We start from the raw sequence: 20,918 nt of genomic DNA on the forward strand, positions 1-20,918 counted from the left end.
CGTGCTTGGATGGCTCCTACGGACCAACCCCACGAAAACTTCATCTTCCCTGAAGAAGTTCTGCCTCGCGGTAACGCTCTGTAATTAGCGCGAAATATCAAAATTTCCAACATTTTAAAAGGGTAAGATCAAGCAGTTTAGGCTTTACCCTTAATGCTTAAAAAGCTCCCGCTTGATGGCGGGAGCTTTTTGTTTCCAGGATTTGATCGAATTAGCGCCCTAACAAAAGTTGATTTTGTACACAAACCAACTCTGCCTGTAGCTAGAACAACTTGTGTCTTTATATCTCGTGAACTCTCCTATCTGGCAAGAAATTGATCGACCTTTCCGCGCCGCCAGAGTTGCAATGCACCTGATAAACGCACAGCCCGGATTTTGAAGAAAATATATACAAATGGCTAAAACTGCGATTGCCCGCTTGCTGTAAAGATCGATCAAAGACATTGCAGGATCAGTAATTTCACCCAATCTTACAAAAATCTCAATTTGCATCCCCCCACTTCTAATTCCTTGTGTTATTCTAATAATTGTGAATACTAGAACGATACTCAGAACGCAAGTTCTTCTGGTAACGCTGGCAATGGCTAGCGCACAAATCATCACCTTAAATCTTGTATTTAGGTGATGTGCGTTCCAATATTAAGCCATTTAGCTAAACCTGGAGGTGATGCCCATGATAGAAAGTAGTAAACGCATGGGTCATCAGATTGGAAACTACCGGCTGTGCGCCGGGGCCGCTCACTAGCAGTCAGCCGTCGTCTCCAACGGGAAACGACTTCCACGGGGAACCAGGCTGAGCTAGGGATTCTCCCGGCAGTCAGGTTCTAATCTGAAGACCCGCTAGACCGCTCTCACCTCAAATAGTGTTAAATCTTGAGTATTAAAACTTGAGCTTCAACACTATTGGTGAGAGCGGATAGTTTTTGGTCAGGTTTTCTACAGGTGGGCAGTTAATATACCATTGCTAATCCAAAGAAGAAAAATTATGGCTGACCTACTTAACAATACTGAAATTCAAGAGCGCGCCAGTCACTTGTCAGGGTGGACGGTTGAAGGAAAGCAACTGCGCTGTACTCGTTTATTTAAAGATTTTATCGAAGCGATCGCCTTTGTGAATAAGTTGGTCGCCCCCTCAGAAGTCGCAGCACATCACCCCGACATAGAAATTTCCTACAACAAAGTTACACTTTACTTGACAACTCACGATGCCGGAGGCTTAACTGAGAAAGACTTTGCGCTAGCCCAAGAGATTTCTACGCTAGATTAAAAGAGTTCCCGTTTGCCCAACAAGATCTCTGCATCTAGCCACAGTCCCCGATCGCGGAAAGCTCGCAAATAAAAAATCGACTTGGGGTTAAAATCGGGTGTGAAAAAGTCGAGAGCCCAAACGTTCAATGTATAAAAGGCTATTCCCCATCATCCGACCATGATCGTATTTGAAAAGCCAGAGTTCAAGAACGAGTCTGCTGCAGAAAAAACCGATCTGATAGAAAAGCTTTTAGATATTGGCGCCGCTCTGTCGAGCGCCCAAGATTTGGGCGACTTGTTATACTTAATTTTATCCAAAAGTAGGGAAATTACCTACAGCGATGCTGGCAGCGTTTACTTAGTAGATCACAGCGACGAAACATCTAAGCTGCTGTTCAAGGTAGCCCAAAACGCTTCTCAACCCAGACTGTCGTTTAAGGAGTTTGCTCTGCCGCTGACAGACAAAAGCTTGGCGGGATACGTGGCAATTACAGGTCAAAGTTTGAACCTGTCTGATGCCTACGACTTACCCCTCGGCGTACCCTACCAGCTAGATACCAGTTTTGACAGAGATATTAATTACCGCACTTGCTCGGTAATGGTACTGCCGATGCAAAACCGACAGGGCGAGACAATAGGCGTACTGCAACTGATCAACCGCAAAACAAACGCAGATACGGTACTGACAGCAGACAATGCCTGGGCATCGACGCAGCAGTATTCGGAGTGGGAAGAAAGGATAGTTCGATCGCTCGCTTCTCAAGCCGCAATCTCGATCGAGCGCAACCAACTCCAAGACAGCATAGAAAATTTGTTCGAGGGCTTCGTCAAAGCCTCGGTGCAAGTCATAGAAGCCAGAGACCCCTGTACCTATGGCCATTCAGAACGAGTAGCAGCCCTCACAGTACGCCTTTCAGAAGAAGTAAACACCGTCAGCAGCGGAAGACTGCGTTCTATTTACTTTAACAACCGCCAAATTCAAGAACTTCGCTACGCCGCCCTGCTGCACGATTTTGGCAAAATTGGAGTGCCCGAAGCAGTTTTGACCAAGCAGAAAAAGCTCTACCCCGCACAGCTAGAAATCATTCGCCACCGCTTTGGCTTAGCTCAGCGGACGATGGAAATGGAATGCGTCCAGTCTAAATATAAATACTTGCTGGAGCATTCAGCCTACCGAAAACACCCGAGCCAGGAGCCAGAGTGCGCTCAATGCCAGGAAATCGAACAGCTAGACACTAAGCTAGCAGAGGCGAAAACCAGATTAGCAGAATACTGGGAAGTGCTGCTAGAGGCAAACGAGCCTCACATTTTGGCCGCAGAACCCCTAGATCAACTGCGAGAGATTTCTCTACAAACTTACAGAGATATAGATGGCGCAAGGAAACCCCTGCTGAGCCCAGACGAGATTCTGCAATTGATGGTGTCGAGAGGCAACCTGACGCCGGCAGAACGATCGGACATAGAATCTCATGTAACTCACACTTACGAGTTTCTCAAGCAAATTCCTTGGACAAAGGATTTAAAAAATGTTCCAGACATTGCCTACGGACATCACGAAAAACTCGACGGCACAGGCTATCCGCGAGGTCTAAGCAAGTCAGAAATTCCAATTCAAGCGCAAGTGATGACGATCGCCGATATTTACGACGCCCTGACAGCAGGCGATCGACCCTACAAGCGAGCTCTGCGGACAGATGCAGCGATGAAAATTTTGCGCCAAGAAGCTGCTCACAACAAAATCAACGCTGATTTGTTAGAATTGTTCGATCATCGCCAAGTCTTTAGCGTCCTCGGACACAACTTGGATGTTAAAGTCGAATCAGCCTAGACGAGTCGGTCGTGCTGTGCTAAAAAGTAAATAAGGCGATCGGGCGCTATTAAGGGTCAGCAGTCAAATCAATCTACAGCCCAAGTCTGGTCTGGTTTTGACGCGGTTGAGTGCAGGTTAAAAAACAGCCTCTCCGCATCCCTCAGTCACATCTATAAACTCGGTCAACCCGAAAGAATCAAAAGAAAAAGTGAAATTTCGGTCTTTTTTTAGAGTATGCTAGTTGAGCAACAACTGACCACATAGAAGACTAGAAAAGTTTCTCTGTAATCGGTGTGAGGATGAGAGTGAATATGTCGAAATTTTTGTGGAGTTACCTATTAATCAGCCCAGCAGTCTTAGGAGCTACCCTAGTAGTTTCTTCGAGCGCGATGGCAGCAGACGCTCAGCAGGCTGCTGATGCGCTCAACCCCGCTGCAGCCAAAGCTGAAACCGCTGAAACCTCAGAAGCGAAACTCAATGCTTTAGCTGCTGTTTCCGAAACAACCGCAGCCTCCGAGCCAGTCGAAGAAATTTCCGAAGCCGCCGCGGGCAGCGAAACCCAGGCAGCGATTGCAGATTCGGGCACGGCTGCAACTGAAAGTGCGATCGCCGGAGCCAACACAGCCCCTGCAGTGGCAAATCCCCAAGCGGCATCACAAGCTACAAGTGAATCTTTAGCCGCAGTTGAGCCAACAGTCGCTCAACCAGTAGAAAATTCTGCCCCGGCAGCCCAACTAGAAAGTCCAGCCCCGGCAGCTACAGCTCTCCCAGAGCAAATCGGTGCAGTTCAATTAGAAACTCCAGCCCCGGCAGTGGCAGAGTCGGCAGAACAAAATTTGCCCAAACCGGCTGAATCTGTAGCCCAAACTGCCGCACCACAAGATCAAAACCCAGCCGCCACATTAGAACAGCTCAACCAGTACAGCAGCGAAGGTGCTACCGGCGGCGAAACTCAAGGTCAAGTTACATCAGTATCTCAACTTTCCGACGTGCGGCCCACAGACTGGGCTTTCCAAGCACTGCAATCTCTAGTCGAGCGCTACGGCTGTATTGCCGGGTATCCCGACGGCACCTTCCGCGGCAACCGGGCAATGACTCGCTACGAATTCGCAGCCGGTTTAAATGCTTGCTTAGACAAGGTGAGCGAGCTAATTCAAGCAGGCGGTGGCAACTTCGCTACGAGAGATGACTTGGCAGCCCTCCAACGGCTCCAAGAAGAATTTGCAGCGGAACTGGCAACCCTGCGCGGTCGCGTCGATGCTCTGGAAGCTCGGACAGCCGAACTCGAAGCCAACCAATTCTCCACCACTACCAAGCTGACTGGGGAAGCAATTTTCGCCCTCAGCGACGACTTTGGTGGCGACATTAGCGTTTTTGGCAGAGACAACAGAACCCTCGGTAGCGACAACAACGAAGCTGTCTTCCAACAACGGGTGCGTCTGAATTTAAATACGAGCTTCACCGGCAGAGACTTGCTCCTGACCAGGCTTCAAGTCGGCAACGGTCGCAACTTCAACCTTGGGGCTACCAGCGAAGGCACTCAAACTTGGAATGTTGTCGGCAGAACCGACAACGTTGTTTCCCTCGACACCTTACTGTACAAGTTCCCCGTCGGTCCGCGACTGAACGTTACCCTTGCAGCCAACGCAGGCGTTTGGGACGACATTATGCCGACTGTCAATCCTTACTTTGAAGACTTTGACGGTGGCAACGGAGCACTGAGCACCTTTGGACAGCACAACCCAATTTACCGCTTGGGCGGTGGCGCGGGGATCGGCTTTGACTACGCCTTCGGTGGCAGGGGCTTGCTGGGTGGCGTGTTTGGCCCGACTTCCCTGTCCTTCGGTTACTTGGCATCAAATGCAGCCAATCCTAGCCAGGGCGCGGGCTTGTTTAACGGCGACTACGCAGCGATGGGGCAGTTGACTTTTACCCCCGGACGCAACTTGCAAGTTGCTTTCAACTATAACCACGGTTACTTTAGTAGAGGTAACTTTGGGTTTGACAATGGTTTAGGGAATGGGCCAGACAGTCTAGGCGGTTTCACCGGTACCGGCGTGGCTAATTCTCTCAACGGTTTGAGCGAAGGCTTTGACGGCTTCCGCGCTCGCAAAGTGGTCAGCAACTCCTACGGTGCTCAGGCTTCGTTGCGGCTGAACCCGAGGTTTATCCTTGGCGGCTGGGCTGGTTTAACCAATGCCCGCATTCTCGGCATCGGCGATGCGAAAATCTGGAACTACGCTGTCACCTTGGCTTTGCCCGATTTAGGGAAAGAAGGCAACTTGCTAGGGTTCGTGGTAGGTCGTGAACCTTACTTGGATAAACTTGAAGTTGCGAGCGATTTGCGGAGCTTCCGCAACGATGATTCGTATCACATCGAAGGGTTCTACAAGTTTCAGCTCTCGGACAACATTTCTGTTACTCCGGGCGTGATTTGGGTGACCAATCCCAATCAAGATGACCGTAATGATGACATCATCATTGGTACTCTGAGAACTACTTTCACGTTCTAAGAGCGGGTTAGAGGAGGCAGGGCGGGTCATACCCTCTCTGCTGGCAACTCTAGATGCCAAGTTTAGCCCTGCCTGCTGCAGGGCTTTTTTGTCGATAGGCCGAATTGGACGCCGAGAATCTATTAAAAATTAAACAATATCAGTCATAGACGCAGAAACCCGGTTTCTTGATTGAGGTAATACAGTCGTGGCAGCAGAGGAAGTCTAAACGAGCAACTGGGTTTCACAGAAGCGAGAGTGCGGAGCGTCCCAACGAGAGATGAAAGTCGATTAAGTTCAGTGGAAAACCGGGGTATAATAAAAGGTAAAGTTAGGAGTTAGAATTGGGAACTCAACATTGAGGAGAATTTTAACATCTGACTTCGGAGTTGATAATTCTGATATTTAAAGCAATTATGGTAGAACTCTCCTGTAAAAGCGAATACGCAATCTTAGCTTTGCTGGAGCTTGCCGATTGCTACGATGAAGGGGAGCCTCTGCAAATTCGCCAGATAGCGGCTCAGCAAAATATTCCCGATCGATATTTAGAGCAGTTGCTGGCTACCATGAGACGCTGCGGGCTGATTCGCAGCCAGCGAGGAGCTAAGGGAGGTTATATCTTGGCGAGGGAACCCTGGAAAATTACACTCCTAGAAATTATCAACTGTCTCGAAGGCTCAGAGTTCGATCGAGCTGAAAAAGACTCGCCTGCTCAAACTGTAGAAAGTGCTGTGATTTGGGAAGTTTGGCAAGAAGCCCGATCGATTGCCAACTCAGTGTTGCAAAAATACACGCTACAGGATCTTTGCGAAAAGCGCAATGGCAGACGGCAGCTCGATATCATGTATTACATCTAGTTAATATTCCCAACTAGGAATTAACATTTACTTAATTACAAACTGACAAAGATTATGCGTATTGCTGGCGACATTACAGAATTGGTAGGGCGGACGCCCTTGGTGCAACTAAACCGCATTCCCCAAGCTGAAGGCTGCTTGGCTCGGATTGTGGTAAAACTCGAAGGCATGAATCCGGCAGCATCGGTGAAAGACCGCATCGGTGTCAGTATGGTCAATCAAGCCGAGGCCGAAGGGCTGATTACTCCAGGCAAAACGGTTTTAGTGGAACCGACTTCTGGCAATACCGGAATTGCTCTGGCAATGGTGGCGGCGGCTAAGGGCTACCAGTTGATTTTGACCATGCCGGATACAATGAGCACGGAACGCCGATCGATGCTGCGAGCTTACGGAGCCCAACTAGAACTGACTCCCGGAATTGAGGGCATGAGCGGCTGCATCCGCCGCGCTCAAGAGATTGTGGACAAAACTCCCAATGCGTATATGTTACAGCAGTTTCGGAATCCAGCGAACCCGCAGGTTCACCGTTCGACAACGGCTGAGGAAATTTGGGAAGATACAGACGGCGAGGTGGATTTCCTGATTTCGGGAGTCGGCACCGGCGGTACGATTACGGGTGTCGCAGAGGTGATTAAGTCGCGGAAACCCGAGTTTAAGGCGATCGCCGTTGAACCGGCCAATAGTCAGGTACTGTCGGGCGGAAAGCCAGGGCCTCACAAAATTCAAGGGATCGGTGCTGGTTTTGTGCCCCCGGTGCTGAATGTGGATTCGATCGACGAAATTATAGTTGTTACGGATGACGAGGCGATCGCCTACGGCCGCCGCTTGGCGAGAGAAGAAGGACTTTTGTCAGGTATTTCCAGCGGTGCGGCACTGTGTGCGGCGGTGAAAGTCGGCAAGCGTCCGGAAAATGCAGGGAAATTGATTGTGATGATTCAGCCTAGCTTCGGCGAACGCTATCTCAGCACTCCCTTGTTCCAAGATCCAGAACTCAATCTGGCGATGGCCCTCAACTAGCTCAGCCTCCGACCCAAGTGGCAGAAACACAGAGCAGGGCGTACAGTGTACGCCCTGCTTGGCTTTGGTTTTTACCTTAAAGAATTGCGATAGATTGTAGCTGCCTCGATCGCGAATGATGCCGAATTTCTGAAGGCGCTTTTTTTGAACTGCTTTCGGCGCGTTAGCGAAGCGGGCGGTAAGCGCTCTTGTAAGGAAGAGAAGAGAGAAGAAGAGAAGGAGCTAACAATTGGTGGAAGGAGTGCTATATGAGTCCCAAATGTCGATCGGCTTGCCATTTCAAAAGCATCAATGTTTTTCTAAAATAGATTTATGATAATTTGAAAACAGACGTTTTTTACTTACACTTTTTGACATTTATATCATATAAATACCTAATAAATTAGCAAATAATGATATTTTTGTCAAGCACTTTTTCGCAGAATCTAGATTTCAAGGAAATAACAGCGTGTCTTCCGTTACCAATCACTACAAAACCCTAAAGATTAGCCCAACCGCAACACAAGCCGAGATTAAACAAGCATACCGCCGTTTAGTCAAAATATTTCATCCAGACAGCCACAGTTCCAAAGCCGATCACGAAGAGATTGTCCGCCTCAATGCAGCCTATGAAATATTAGGAGACGCCCAGCACAGACAATCTTACGATCGCCAAATTTCCGACCCCAGCGAACAGCAATCACCAGCCGCACCAAACGTCAGCCGCCAGCAAACACAAACAGCACGGGACGCCGACGAACAAATGGAACAGTGGCTGATTAAAGTATACAAACCCGTCAATAGAATGCTCAACAGCATCTTGAAGCCGCTTAAAAAGGAAATAGACGAATTGTCCGCAGATCCGTTTGATGACGAACTGATAGAAAAGTTTCAACTTTATATCGAAACCAGCCGCGAGTTTCTCAAAAAAGCTCATAACTTTCTTACATCCATGCCCAATCCATCTAATGTAGCCGGAGTTGCGGCCCATCTCTACTACTGTATCAATCAAGTCGGAGACGGCATAGAAGAATTGCATTTATTTACCCTCAATTATGACGATCGCCACTTGCACACCGGCCAAGAACTGTTTAGAATTGCCGCTAGACTGCGGCGGGAAGCACAGGATGAATTAAAAATTAAAAGTTAGTTAGTCAAGGAGAGGGGAGAGTGGGAGAATTGCCCAATTACCAATTCCCAATCCCCTCAAAATCCATCGGTTAAATCCATTAAATCCCGATTCACTGCGCGTTGCCGAACTTCCTTCCCGTATCAAATTCCAAAAAGAACTTGAATTCGCTTGCGAATTTTAAGAAAAGGAGTTTGTCCCAGAGAGTCGTCATCTAACAATCCCAAATCTCTCAAAGCTTGCTGGCGTTCCGACAATTTTTGAGCAATCTGATCTGCTAAATTCGGTTGTTCTCTTAAAAGTTTTTGCAAATCGTGGCGTTCCACCACAAACAAAATTGCATCTTCGCTAGTTTTAACAGTCGCCGTTCTCGGAGTTCCCAATAGCAAAGATATTTCCCCAAAAAACTCGCCCTCGTGAAGCGTAGCAATATACTGACCGGCTTTTTGAGAAAGAACTTCTACAGTACCCGAAAGAATAATATAAAAAGAATCGCCAGGGTCAGTTTCTTTACATACAACCTGTCCCGCTGGAAATAGTTGTCGGTAGCCGTATTCAATTAACTGTCGCAGTTCTAAATCCGTACACTGTTCAAAATAAGTTACTCGCCGCAACAAATCTCGCAGCGTCCAATTATTAGGGGATTTAGGTCCTGGATTTTTATGTTCAGAAACGGGGGGATTAGATTTTATCTCTGCTGAATGTTTGGCATTATGCGGAAAAACTTTGCCGTTAGAATTATCATCTTTGTTATTGTAAAAAAGTTTAGTTAACTCTTGGGGGTTTCGCAGCCACAAATCCCGCTGGGGAAAAGGAATTTCGATATTTCGATGGCGCAATTCGTAATCTATTAAAAAATTAACTGCACTTTTAATGGCATCGCTTTCTTGTGGCTGGTCAATCCAAACTAAAAGTTCAAAATTTAAAGCGTTATCTCCAAAACCGTGAAACCATACTTTAGGAGAAGGATGGGACAAAACATTCGATTCCATTCGCGCCGCAATTAACAGCGCTTCCGTAACTATTACTGGGTCAGATCCGTAAGCAACGCCGACGGGGATGTGGAGGCGGCATCTGGGGTCTCTGTAACTCCAGTTAATAATGTTAGTTTCGACAAACTTAATATTTGGTATAATCACAAACAGTCCGTCAATGGTTTTAATAATTGTGGAGCGGATGGAAATAGTTTCTACTGTTCCTAATAAATGGTCAATCTCAATAAAGTCTCCGACTCTAATTTGGTGTTCAAATAGCAGGGTGAGACCGCTGATAAAGTTGCTGGCGAGATTTTGCAAGCCGAAGCCGAAACCAATGCCGACAACCCCAGCTATAACGGTGAGAGAAGTGAGGTTTATGCCGGCACTTTGCAGGACGAATATACAGCCAAGAGTTGCTAAAATATAGCTAATGATGGTAGAAATTGCTTCTCGACTGCCGCGATCCAATCCCATCCGAACTAGCACGCTGCGCTTGATTCCTTCGCTGATAATCTTAGCTACAATCAAGGCAAATATAGCTAAAACTATCAGTTTGACGATCGCACTGATGGAAAGATGAGTGTCCCCGATATAGAATAGCGGGGTTGTCATCGCACCCGAGAAATGTTCAAAAAAGCGATCGGCTCGTGCAGTAATCCAATTCATTAATATTTGGTAATAGGTAATTGGTGATCGATCGTGGGTAATTAGTTTTGAGCGCAACTGAAACCCAAACTGCTAACTATTGCAGAGCTTAGGCGAAAAACTCGAATGGTGGAGTGCCCTGTGTTGCAAAAAAGGTCGATTCCCTACCCTTCGGGAACCCCTGCGGGGAACGGGATAGCTGCGCCGCGCGTACTTTCTCAAAGGCTAGTAAGTGATGGGTTAGTAACTGATGGCGAAAAACTATTTTGTAGCGGTATTTTCTGCCGGATATCTGTATTGTGCCGTAAAATGGGCCCTGTGGGTCGATCGAGCAACGACGTGTTGCCAATATCTGGAAAATTGGTAGAAATTCATTTACAGCACCCTCAAATTATTGAAAAATTCCAGCAAAAATTAGTTTATCCTTAAGAAGTAAGTCCTTTACAGAACTTAACAAGCTTACCCTACTTGACTTTTATGCAGTGCATCATCAATCGTCGGGCACAGTTTTCGGCGAGTCACCGGTACTGGCTACCGGAGTTGAGCGAAGCCGAGAACTTTGAGCGGTTTGGCCCAACTGCCCGCGCACCGGGACACGGACACAATTACGTCCTTTACGTTTCCATGATAGGCGAACTCGACGAGTACGGCATGGTGCTCAACCTGTCTGATGTCAAGCACGTCATCAAGCAGGAAGTTACCAAAGATCTCGATTTTTCCTACCTTAACGAAGCGTGGCCGGAATTTGAGCAGACTCTGCCAACTACCGAAAACATAGCACGGCAAATTTGGCTGCGGCTAGCCCCTCATTTACATTTGAGCAAAATTCAATTGTTTGAACATCCCGAACTTTGGGCTGAATATTTAGGAAACGGAATGGAAGCTTATTTAACTCTGTCCACTCATTTTAGTGCGGCCCATCGGTTGGCTCGTCCCGATTTGAGTTTTGAAGAAAACTCGGAAATTTACGGCAAATGTGCTCGTCCCAACGGTCACGGTCACAACTATCATTTAGAGGTGACGGTTAAAGGAGAAATTGATGCGCGGACTGGCATGATTGCTGATTTGGGAGCTTTGCAAAAAGCAGTTGACGATTATGTTGTTGAACCCTTCGATCACACTTTTTTAAATAAGGATATTGCTTATTTTGAGAATGTTGTGCCGACTGCAGAGAATATTGCAGTTCGGATCGGCAAATTGTTGCGATCGCCCGTGCGGGAATTGGGCTCCGAGTTGCACAAGATTAAACTGATTGAAAGTCCGAATAATAGCTGTGAAATTTACGGCGCTGATTTAGAGGAAGTGGCGGCACAAAGTCAGCAGCCGGAAGCGGTTTTAGCTGGGGTTTAGAGCTGAATATCTGCTGGTAGATTCACGAGTCTTCTCTGTAGATCCGAGAGTCCGGCAGTCCGAGAGTCCGACAGGGGTGTTCAACCCCTGTCTCATAGCTAAAGTCCTTTGAAAGAAAACTACAATTAATAATATTTTCCTTGAGAAGTTGGCTCATTTTTAGCTGATTCCAGAGCATTATACTTTTGTTAGTACGTCAGAGCGATCGCCTGGAGAATCCTCAAAGATTGCGCCTTGTTTAATCAGGTCTTGCTTCATCGATTCAGAAATGCCTAAGTTCGAGCTGAATCGGGCTTTCTCAACCTTAGTCTTACTTAGGTCGGCACCACTCAGGTCAGCACCATTCAGGTCAGCACTTCTCAGGTCAGCACCACTCAGGTCGGCACTTCTCAGGTCGGCATCACTCAGGTTGGTACGAATCAGGTTGGTACGACTGAGGTTGGTACGACTGAGGTCGGTACGACTGAGGTCGGCACCACTGAGGTCGGCACCACTGAGGTCGGCACCACTGAGGTCGGCACCACTGAGGTCGGCACCACTGAGGTAGGCACCACTGAGGTTGGCATCACTCAGGTTGGCATCACTCAGTTTGGTACGACTGAGGTTGGTACGACTGAGGTTGGCACCACTGAGGTCGGCACCACTGAGGTTGGTACAACTGAGGTCGGCACCACTGAGGTCGGCACCACTGAGGTCGGCACCACTGAGGTCGGCACCACTGAGGTCGGCATCACTTAAGTCAACCTCACTCAAGTTTCGATGTCTAATTCCCTGAGTAACAATCTCTCGTACTAGATACCACTTATAATTGAGTTCGTTACTTTCGTCATTCTCTGAGCTTTCACTCAAAATTTGAACATCTGCAACAGGAAAACCGCTTACTTCCTTTAATTCTCCTGATTTGATGCGAGATACAAGCCGATCGATATCCTCTTGAGAACCCTCTACAGTTAATCGGATGCTGCCCTCTTTAATATCAGTGATTTTTATAGTATCTCCTGCAAATTCTCGTAAAATAAATTCAACCATCCTTGAATCTCTAAAGGAATTTATATCACCTATCAATTTAATTTCTGCTTTAAGTGTATTAGTTTTTTTATCTATTACAGTCACTTGACGATAAAATGTTGGTGTTAGCATTTTCTCCCCTACTTCATTATTAATATCAGGGTTTATGCAATCAGTTCTTCCTGGTATTTGAGATGGTTTTTCTTCTGAGAATTCCGCTATTTTACTCCACTCTAATTTCAGTTCTAGACATATCTTTTTAAAGGAATCAAGCTGAATGGGCTGGCACTGAAAAAACTTGGTAACTGTACTGCGTGCTAAAAGCTGAGATTTGGCAAAGTTACTTTTTGAATCAAATCCTAGCCGGATCAGAGCGTTTTCTGCTATCTTTACACCTACTGAAGATGCGGTGATCTTTATCTTGTTCTTTTTTCTGGTGCTTAGGTCAGTCATAATGGGGAGAGTGTTTTGACACGATCGCTTGCAAAATCGAAACTAGAGCATAGGACAATCATAGAGCAATCACAAGAGAGCGACAAGTAAATCATTGTGTAGTCAGGCTTTCAAGCATTTTGCTTCACACTAGAAGTATAAAGTTTAGGCTCAACGAAATCTATGAATAACCAGCCAATCACCCACTCTGACTCCACAATAGAAATGATTATTGCCAAAGAACGATTGCGCCAAGCCCACCATAGTTTTAACTTGGCCTTTGTAAGTACCGCAGCCTGTGCCCTCATCGGTTTTGCGGGAGTTGGGCTTGTACTTCTGGGCAAAGCCTCAGAGGGCACTATCACCGCAACTGGAGGTCTGGCATCGACTGCTTATTGTCTCAAGCTGTCCAAAGATGCCAATGACAGACTTGATAAGGTTGCTGATGATCTCAACGACGATCGATAGCGGGTGGATCGCAGATAATTAGAGCAATAGGACTGACGCAACAATCATCAGGATCGATCGGGGCAACCACGGCGGGATTGCCCCTACAAAACGCGCTTATTCTGAGAAAAATACCATCGATCGCACTTTTTTAAATAAGGATATTGCTTATTTTGAGAATGTTGTGCCGACTGCGGAGAATATTGCGGTTCGGATCGGGCAATTATTGCGATCGCCGGTTCGGGAATTGGGCGCAGAGTTGCACAAAATTAAGCTGATTGAAAGTCCGAATAATAGCTGTGAAATTTACGGTGCTGATTTAGAGGAAGTGGCGGCGGAACGTCAGCAGCCGGAAGCGATTTTAGCTAAGGTTTAGAGTTAAAAATCGGTTCAGTTGGGGCGGGTTCAGCCGGATCTTTGGCTAATGGTGCAGATTGGTGAACCCCGCCCTACCAGCCTAATAATGATTCCGAGAGTTATTCAACCGGATTAGGCGCGAGAATATATTTTTTCAAAAAAGTTCCACACTCAGAATTATTGGCACTTTTCCTGACAAGTCAGGCTGCGCGCGTATTTTGGAGATAGTAAGTCAGCATTCCTCATGTCAGCTATTCTAACTGCTGAGACGATGAGGTCGATCGCCCGATCGCTGACAACCAAGCACCAATTTCTCCTAAATGAGTTGACGTTTATGCGCGTCTCAAATGTAGCTCTCTTGACTCTGGCTGCCCTCGCATCCCACAATTTAACTGCTAATACTAGCGCCAATCCTGCTGCACCTCCCATCTCTCCTCAGACACCGCCAGCTAGCAACTTTGTTGATGCCGTAAATCATACTGAATCGGGTGCCGCTGAGTCAATTAGCGAGCCTGAGACGATCGCCCACGAACAATTTTCCCCAAATACTACCGTATCCCGTCGGGCTGAGTCAATTAGCGAGCCTGAGACGATCGCCCACGAACAATTTTCCCCGCGAATTGCTGTAAAATCCCAGACTGGTTTGCTGGTAGCCTCGGCTCAACCCGATTTATCTGCTGCAAAAACCAAGGCGAATACTCCTGCTGCATCCGGCGATGAACTAACAAAATATTTACAAGAAACCTGGCTGGCTAAATTAATTGAAACCGGGGTTGAAAGCAATCCTCAAGTTCGCGAGGTTTTTGCTTTTATCTCCTCGCCTACTGGCAGTGGTGAATCTGCATACGGTTTTAATAATACTATAACTCTGCTGAATATTTTACTAATTCTTGGTACTGTCTTTCCACCAGTGACAATTGCCTTTTTTTGGCTGATGCGACGGCTAATTATCAAACAGTTGGTTGCTGATGCCAATAAACGATTGCAGGGCATTGGTGTATTGGAATCAGAACTCATAAATTCTAGCCAACTAACTCAAAAATTGAGGAATGAATTAGAAGCGCAAATTAGTGCAGCTAAACAATCCATTGATTTTTTAACTAGAGAAACTGAACTTTCCAAATCTTCCGTCGAGCAAATTGAGACTCTCAAATCTCAATTTATCATGCACCTGCAAGTTTTGTTGACAGAAGTTGACGAGAAAAAATCTCAAATTGTTCAAGAAATTTCCCAAGTTCCCGCAGTTGTTGCCAAAGAAGCTCTCAAACTCGTACCTCAACCGCCCTTAAACAATTCCCAAAATTCGCAAACTGCACCTGCTAGGGACGACAATTTGATTGCTGACGATTATATCAAGCAAGCCGAAGGGCTTTATTTTCAAGGGAATTATGATGAGGCATTAGCCTGCTTGGAAAAAGCTATTTTAGCTAATAAGAATTTGGATGAGGGTTGGTATTGGCGCGGAAATGTGTTAATAAGATTGCAGCGCCAGGAAGAAGCTCTCGCCTGTTACGACCAAGCAATATTAATTAAAGCCGATCACTACGAAGCATGGTATAATAAAGCGACTTTGCTGGCAAAATTGCAGAAGTACGAAGAGGCGATCGTCTGTTACGAGCGAGCAAGTTCGAGCGAATCCCGAAAATACGCTTGTTGGCACAGTATAGCGGCTTTGTTGGCTAAATTGCAGCATTACGAAGAAGCGATCGCCAGTTACGATCGCGCCCTCGCTATCAAAGCAACCGACAGCGAAATTTGGCACAACCGAGGCGCGATGCTGGGCAAAATAGAGCAGCACGCAGCAGCAGTCGATTCTTACGATCGCGCTCTTGCTCTCAATCCGAAGAGATACGAAACTTGGTACAATCGAGGCAATATGCTGTGGAGACTGCTCCGCTACAGCGATGCTATTGATTCTTACGATCGAGCTCTGGGAATCCGGCCAGACAAATACGAAGTTTGGTACAATAGAGCCGCTGTGCTCGGAAAAATGCAGCGATATCAAGAATCGATCGAATCCTACGACAAAGCAATAGCAATTAAAGCGCAGGATTTTGAAGTGTGGCACAACCGAGGCGCAGCTTTCGACAAACTGTCGCAGCACGAAGCAGCAATTGCCTCTTACGAATCAGCAATTACTCTTAATTCGGAGTGTTACGAAGCTTGGTTTGGTAAAGGCGAATCTTTGGCAAAATTGCAGCGCAATGAAGAAGCGATCGCAGCTTATGAGAAAGCGATTGCTATTAAGCCAGACTCCTACGATGCTTGGCACCACTTCGGCACAGCTTTGTCCGCATTAAAGCGCTATAAGGCAGCAATGGCAGCTTACGATCGCGCGATCGCCATCAAGCCTGAGAATGCGGAAGCTTGGCGCGATCGAGGCGCAGTTATATCAGAATTAAAACAGGATACAGACAAAATTGACTCCGGGGAAAAAGAGACTGAAGTTAAGCCCAATTCCGGGGAATTGTCTGATATTTCAAATGCCTCTGATAGCAAGGTGGATCGACCTACTTTAACAGCTTCGATGTAAGGATTGATGATTACATAGCACTTTTCAGTAAAATGAGGTACGCCTGGGAATTGGAATGCGATCGGGGCGTACCTCACTTATTTGAGAATCGCTATAGTGGCTTAGGGGAAAATCGGGTGAGTGCGATCGGTACGGGTGACTCTGGCGAGACTAACTTGTGGGTAGGGACACCCAGCCGCTTGAGTTGTTACAGCTATTAGGGGCTTCTAAAAAATACAGGACCCGTGAGGAAGGCGAGTCAACTCTAAAGTCTAATCATCTGGGGCATTGGTCAAGAAATAAGGGTTGACAAAACAAATGTAATGTGTACAACAAATGGATAGAAGAAGATGCGATCGCTCCTTCATTGACGCTAACGAGCGCAGTGCAATCTCCCTAGAGGCGGCAATACGGAAACGCTGCTTTAAAGGTGTACAATAATTTCGGATGGCACGAAATAGATTCTATAACTGAGAGTAAATTTTATGACAGAGATTGAAGATTTGGTGGAACAAATGGTAAAGCTTGATGAAAAGGAACTCGTACTTCGACTTGGATTGAGTGCTAAAAGAATCAGCGGTGACTTAACCAGAAGTGCTTCAATTGACTTTATTGATCTCAGCACTCGTACCGTACTCACTAGGGCGAATGAAGAAGACTTAACCTTTGGGGAGCGTCTATTCAAGCGGTTGAATGCTAATTCATATGAGCTTCTCTGCAAAGATCCGTTTGATGGCGAAATTCTCAAAGAGTTGAAGAAAGCTTTGGACGAAAATACTGGCAAAGCTGCCGGAATGCTAGCACCTATCCTGGTTACCAATTTAGGACTAGCTCCGGCTATTGCGGCTATCATTACTGCTCTGATTATCAAAACTCTCGCTAATTCAGTTGCTACTACAATTTGCGAAGCCTGGGCAGAAGCCCTAAAAGATCAACCGAGTAAAAATTCTGACAGCAATATACCAACTTAACTAGGTGGTACTTTTGCCCGTCCTTCAGGGTCTGCGTAGAGCGAGTAAGCTAACCACGTTGAATTGTAGGGAGCAACTTTGCGGATTTCCTCTCGTGCTAGGCGGAAGGACTCCGCAATTGATTTATTTTCCTTCAAAAACTGTGTGTAGAAGGTTTTAGCAAACTGTAAAGCCAATTCATCTGAAACTTCCCACATGGCACCGATGAACCCTCCCACACGAGCATTCACAAGCATTTCTGCCCACCCCCCCAATCCAGTAAAGCTAAATTCTTTTCGTGCTCCATGACAAGCATTCATAAAAATCAGAGGTCGAGGCCGCCGTCCCTTGAACTGCACTCGGATATCAGATGGGCGCAATTCTCCATCAGATAATATAATTGCTGAATCATTGGGTAAGGTTGCGTTGAATCTTCCATGACACGCAAAGTGCAATATTGAAAACTCTTCATTAGTAAAACAATCCAAGACCTGTAAGCGCGTACCAAATGCAGTGAGAGGAGTAATACCTGGACACAAAGTAGAGAGTTGTTCAATGAATGAAAGTTCTTTTTGTGCAAAAGGTAGGTTGGTAAGTGTAGGGACGATTGGTCGCGCTTTACCCATAATTATCTCATCAGCGGTTCCCCCTGCTGAGAGCCAGCGAGAGATAGCAAATTGCTCACACCAAAAGGGTTCTTGTTCCACAGCACCCTGATCGTTGTTGCGAAAGGGCTTAATCATCTCCCAAGGTATCCACGGTTCATCCGAAGTGATCAAAAGAGATTTAACACGAGACTTAAAGCACCAATACTCTTGCTTCAAAGAATCCGAAATCAGTTCATCCCAGAGTTCATTACCCATAGCAGTTAAACGACGTTCAGCCAGTTCGCACCCTTCCTGTGTTGTTGGTACTGTGTTTGCCATCCTGTTCATCTCTTCGTGGACTACTTGCATCTTCTGCAGAGGCGAACCTTGCAAAGTAACCTCTCCAAATTCCGTATGGTTGTGATCGGTGGAACCAAGTCTAAATCGAAGTGTTTTGCCATCTCGATCCAGTTCTATCAATAGATCCAAATCTGGAGGCGGTACTAAAGTTGACACTAACGGGAGTTCAACAAACGGGGGATTATCCGGTTGTGGTACGATTGCAGTAACAGGTTGTTGAGTAACTAAAATATTACGACGTGCAGTACTAATAAGGCGACTATCCTTCCAGAAGTAAACTCTAATTTCCTGCTCCCCAAGTTGACGCGGAATTAGGTTGAAAAGTACCTGAGAGTTATCATCCCGTTCAACCTGCATAAGCTGACTATTACTACCTTCCAAGTCGAAGTTCTGAGCACTCACAACTACCTTTATTTCCGGTAATTCTAAAGTGCCTGGATCTGGGATTAGAATAGGTAATAATGTATGCTGATTTTGAGGTTGTTTAAGTAGAAGCTCGACCGTCAAACTATACTTTTGATTGATAATTGCCTTATCGGGGTAATCCAAGTTTGGATAGCGCATCAGTGCTTGAGGGGTAGTAGCAACTGGCTTAACTTCAAGGTCTCCACTACGAACGTTCACGTTCACGGTGCGCTTGGGACTACCAGCCCCCCCAAATAAATTGGAAAAATCGTCATTATCAGCACTTTCGGCGTAACTGAAATTACCTCTGTAATGTTGGACATCAGAGTTATAATAGTGCCTGGCATCATCATCATAGTCAGGATTTTGATAATGAGGGTCAAGCACCGATAATGGCAATTTTGAATTTTTTAATAACTGAAGATCGGAAGCTGTTAATAACTGAACATCTTTTGTAATAACAAACCACTGATTCCAGCCTTTTACCGAGTCTTTGAAAACAATTTTGTAATGCTCACCTTCCTTAGAAAAAGCAAAAATATTCAACTCACTGTTAGCTACAACATCTTGCTTTTCATTATCCGATAGCTCTGTTATTGGCAAAGGGCGTAATTTGAGAATTGTGGATTGATTAACCTTAAGAATTAAGCCACCATCAGCTTCTAGCTGAATAGAATACGCATCCACAAACCAAGTCCTCAAACTGTTGATGTAATCTTGCGGATTCTTCAGAGTAAACTTGAGATATCCATCAAATTCACTTTCAGCGTCACCCATAACGAAAGAGTTTATTTCCCAGTTTTTTCCAGCAGAGATTGCAGATAATTCCTCTGAAAAAAACTTAGATGAGTCAAGGGAACGTTGCTTAAGCATTGTATTCCGGGTTACTTTAAGAATCAGCTTATCTGGTTCTTCTGTAACTTCTGTTTTAATCTTGGTAACCTGATTCAAGGTTTCATCGAAAATTTCCATAATCTATTAACCTACGTTTGTCAAGGTAGTCAATCAGCTAAATTCGGCGTTGCTGATTTAGGGTATGAAAGGCTAAATATGAAAGTTATAGAAACCAGTATCCAGAAAGCTTTTGGATTTTCAAATTATTTTTTCATACCCTGATTAAGCAACGCCCCTAATAAACAGATACATAGATTGTAACCCCATTTCAGCGTGCTTCTCAAAAAAGTTGATAAAAATATACAACCAATGATAGATGAACTCCTGTTGCACAAGATGTATCACCATCTATATCTTGTCGCCGTCCTACGATTCCATCAACGATCGCACCCACTGAAAATCACCTTCACTCAGCGCTGGTATAGACTACACTGAATAATCCATCGCCAAATCCAAAGCTGCCTCCTGATAAACTTCACCCAAAACCTCAGATAAATTCACAACAGGTTCTTCATATCCTGACTGCAAAAAAAGCAAGAATTGGGGAATTGATTCACGCAGATTAAACGGGTAGAGTTCAGCTTCCGGACGGAGATTAGCCCGACTAAACAGAATGCGGTAGTGCGATCGAATCGCTTGGGCCCTTGGCATAAAGTTTGCTGTTCTCAGCATTTTGTTTATATGCCACTTCGTTTGGGGTGTTTTTTTGTTGTTTGAAAGTATAGCGGTTAAGATTTAGTAGGGGAAATATTGTAGGGACAAGTGATAAACTTAGATTCAATGCTGAAAAAGGAGAATAGTTATATGTCTGTTCAGCTTCAAAAACGATTATTTACAGTAAAAGAATATCATTTGATGACTGAGGCTGGTATTCTCTCCGAGGGCGATCGGGTAGAACTCATAGAAGGAGAGATTGTTAAAATGGCTGCAATTGGTACTCGTCACGCAAGTTCCGTTAAGCGTCTCATCAGGCGCTTCAGCCTCATTCCAGAAGATCGGGCGACTCTGGGTGTCCAAGACCCTATCCAGTTGACTGAGCGCACTGAACCTCAACCGGATGTTGTATTGCTGGAACCTCGCGCTGATTACTACGCTACTGCGCATCCAGTACCGTCTGAAGTTTTGCTGTTAGTTGAGGTTTCAGATAGTACGGTTGATTATGACAGAGATGTGAAAGTATCCATTTACGCTCGATCGCTCATTCAGGAAGTTTGGCTGGTAGATTTAGTTGAAAATTGTTTGGAAGTCTACCGTCAGCCAGGCCCGAACGGTTATAGTTTAATGCTCAAGTTTTGGCGCGGTCAACAAGTTGCGCCGCTGGCTTTTCCCGATTTAGAAGTGAGCGTTGATTTTATATTGGGTTAATAGGATTTTTTTTATTATTAAATTTTACTAATTTAGGGAGCGATTTGAATTCGCAAAATTTCGCTTTTTACTTCTTCCTTCTACTATAATAAGTTTA

18 protein-coding genes are annotated in these 20,918 nt (G+C 45.7%); 14 read left to right on the forward strand and 4 right to left on the reverse strand.

Annotated features, from left to right (window positions below):
* The first annotated feature begins 985 nt into the window (after window positions 1-985).
* The 6 genes from QUA78_RS19500 to QUA78_RS19525 all read left to right on the forward strand — a co-directional run bounded on the left by QUA78_RS19500 (window position 986) and on the right by QUA78_RS19525 (window position 8,553).
* On the forward strand, window positions 986-1,267 hold the full coding sequence (locus tag QUA78_RS19500; protein WP_333301537.1) for a 4a-hydroxytetrahydrobiopterin dehydratase: 282 nt from the start codon (window positions 986-988) through the stop codon (window positions 1,265-1,267).
* Between the two features lie 159 nt (window positions 1,268-1,426).
* Window positions 1,427-3,076, forward strand: a complete 1,650-nt coding sequence (locus QUA78_RS19505; protein ID WP_333301538.1) for an HD domain-containing phosphohydrolase — start codon at window positions 1,427-1,429, stop codon at window positions 3,074-3,076.
* A 293-nt stretch (window positions 3,077-3,369) separates the two neighbouring features.
* A complete protein-coding gene (locus QUA78_RS19510) occupies window positions 3,370-5,571 on the forward strand; it encodes an iron uptake porin (RefSeq protein WP_333301539.1) in 2,202 nt (733 codons plus the stop codon).
* Window positions 5,572-5,966: 395 nt separating this feature from the next.
* Window positions 5,967-6,407: an RrF2 family transcriptional regulator gene (locus tag QUA78_RS19515; RefSeq protein ID WP_172190906.1), complete on the forward strand. Its 441-nt coding sequence runs from the start codon at window positions 5,967-5,969 to the stop codon at window positions 6,405-6,407.
* Window positions 6,408-6,461: 54 nt separating this feature from the next.
* The gene (gene cysK / locus QUA78_RS19520) at window positions 6,462-7,424 is read left to right on the forward strand and encodes a cysteine synthase A (RefSeq protein WP_333301540.1); all 963 of its coding nucleotides are present in this window, start codon (window positions 6,462-6,464) and stop codon (window positions 7,422-7,424) included.
* Between the two features lie 448 nt (window positions 7,425-7,872).
* Window positions 7,873-8,553 carry a J domain-containing protein gene (locus tag QUA78_RS19525; RefSeq protein ID WP_333201979.1) on the forward strand — a complete coding sequence of 227 codons (681 nt, stop codon included), beginning with the start codon at window positions 7,873-7,875 and terminating at the stop codon, window positions 8,551-8,553.
* A gap of 122 nt (window positions 8,554-8,675) precedes the next feature.
* On the opposite strand, the gene QUA78_RS19530 is transcribed toward QUA78_RS19525, so the two are convergent.
* Entirely contained in the window at window positions 8,676-10,175 is a 1,500-nt protein-coding gene (locus tag QUA78_RS19530; RefSeq protein WP_333301541.1) for a cyclic nucleotide-binding domain-containing protein, read from the reverse strand.
* A gap of 105 nt (window positions 10,176-10,280) precedes the next feature.
* On the opposite strand from QUA78_RS19530, the gene QUA78_RS19535 reads away from it, so the two are divergent.
* Window positions 10,281-10,583: a hypothetical protein gene (locus QUA78_RS19535; RefSeq protein ID WP_333301542.1), complete on the forward strand. Its 303-nt coding sequence runs from the start codon at window positions 10,281-10,283 to the stop codon at window positions 10,581-10,583.
* Window positions 10,584-10,631: 48 nt separating this feature from the next.
* Window positions 10,632-11,504, forward strand: a complete 873-nt coding sequence (locus tag QUA78_RS19540) for a 6-carboxytetrahydropterin synthase (RefSeq protein WP_333301543.1) — start codon at window positions 10,632-10,634, stop codon at window positions 11,502-11,504.
* A gap of 177 nt (window positions 11,505-11,681) precedes the next feature.
* Here the strand turns inward: QUA78_RS19540 and QUA78_RS19545 are convergent, their stop codons facing one another.
* Window positions 11,682-12,965 carry a pentapeptide repeat-containing protein gene (locus tag QUA78_RS19545; RefSeq protein WP_333301544.1) on the reverse strand — a complete coding sequence of 428 codons (1,284 nt, stop codon included), beginning with the start codon at window positions 12,963-12,965 and terminating at the stop codon, window positions 11,682-11,684.
* Between the two features lie 162 nt (window positions 12,966-13,127).
* Between QUA78_RS19545 and QUA78_RS19550 the strand changes: the two genes are divergently transcribed.
* The 5 genes from QUA78_RS19550 to QUA78_RS19570 all read left to right on the forward strand — a co-directional run bounded on the left by QUA78_RS19550 (window position 13,128) and on the right by QUA78_RS19570 (window position 17,231).
* Window positions 13,128-13,412 carry a TRADD-N-associated membrane domain-containing protein gene (locus QUA78_RS19550; RefSeq protein ID WP_333301545.1) on the forward strand — a complete coding sequence of 95 codons (285 nt, stop codon included), beginning with the start codon at window positions 13,128-13,130 and terminating at the stop codon, window positions 13,410-13,412.
* Window positions 13,413-13,527: 115 nt separating this feature from the next.
* Window positions 13,528-13,767, forward strand: coding sequence for a 6-carboxytetrahydropterin synthase (locus QUA78_RS19555; RefSeq protein ID WP_445302345.1), 240 nt, complete (start codon window positions 13,528-13,530; stop codon window positions 13,765-13,767).
* 225 nt (window positions 13,768-13,992) lie between these two features.
* Window positions 13,993-16,281, forward strand: coding sequence for a tetratricopeptide repeat protein (locus tag QUA78_RS19560; protein ID WP_333301546.1), 2,289 nt, complete (start codon window positions 13,993-13,995; stop codon window positions 16,279-16,281).
* A 32-nt stretch (window positions 16,282-16,313) separates the two neighbouring features.
* Window positions 16,314-16,481, forward strand: a complete 168-nt coding sequence (locus QUA78_RS19565; protein WP_333301547.1) for a hypothetical protein — start codon at window positions 16,314-16,316, stop codon at window positions 16,479-16,481.
* A gap of 264 nt (window positions 16,482-16,745) precedes the next feature.
* Complete coding sequence (locus QUA78_RS19570) at window positions 16,746-17,231, forward strand: hypothetical protein (protein ID WP_333301548.1); 486 nt, start codon at window positions 16,746-16,748, stop codon at window positions 17,229-17,231.
* Here the strand turns inward: QUA78_RS19570 and QUA78_RS19575 are convergent.
* Window positions 17,228-19,534, reverse strand: coding sequence for a CHAT domain-containing protein (locus tag QUA78_RS19575; protein WP_333301549.1), 2,307 nt, complete (start codon window positions 19,532-19,534; stop codon window positions 17,228-17,230). The two genes, QUA78_RS19570 and QUA78_RS19575, sit on opposite strands and share 4 nt — an antisense overlap.
* A gap of 348 nt (window positions 19,535-19,882) precedes the next feature.
* Window positions 19,883-20,128: a DUF4058 family protein gene (locus QUA78_RS19580; RefSeq protein WP_333301550.1), complete on the reverse strand. Its 246-nt coding sequence runs from the start codon at window positions 20,126-20,128 to the stop codon at window positions 19,883-19,885.
* A 132-nt stretch (window positions 20,129-20,260) separates the two neighbouring features.
* Here QUA78_RS19580 and QUA78_RS19585 point away from each other — a divergent pair, with 132 nt between their 5' ends.
* Window positions 20,261-20,821, forward strand: a complete 561-nt coding sequence (locus tag QUA78_RS19585; protein ID WP_333301551.1) for a Uma2 family endonuclease — start codon at window positions 20,261-20,263, stop codon at window positions 20,819-20,821.
* Window positions 20,822-20,918 lie beyond the last annotated feature (97 nt).

This window comes from Microcoleus sp. K4-B3, assembly GCF_036704615.1.
Taxonomy (GTDB): Bacteria; Cyanobacteriota; Cyanobacteriia; order Cyanobacteriales; family Microcoleaceae; genus Microcoleus.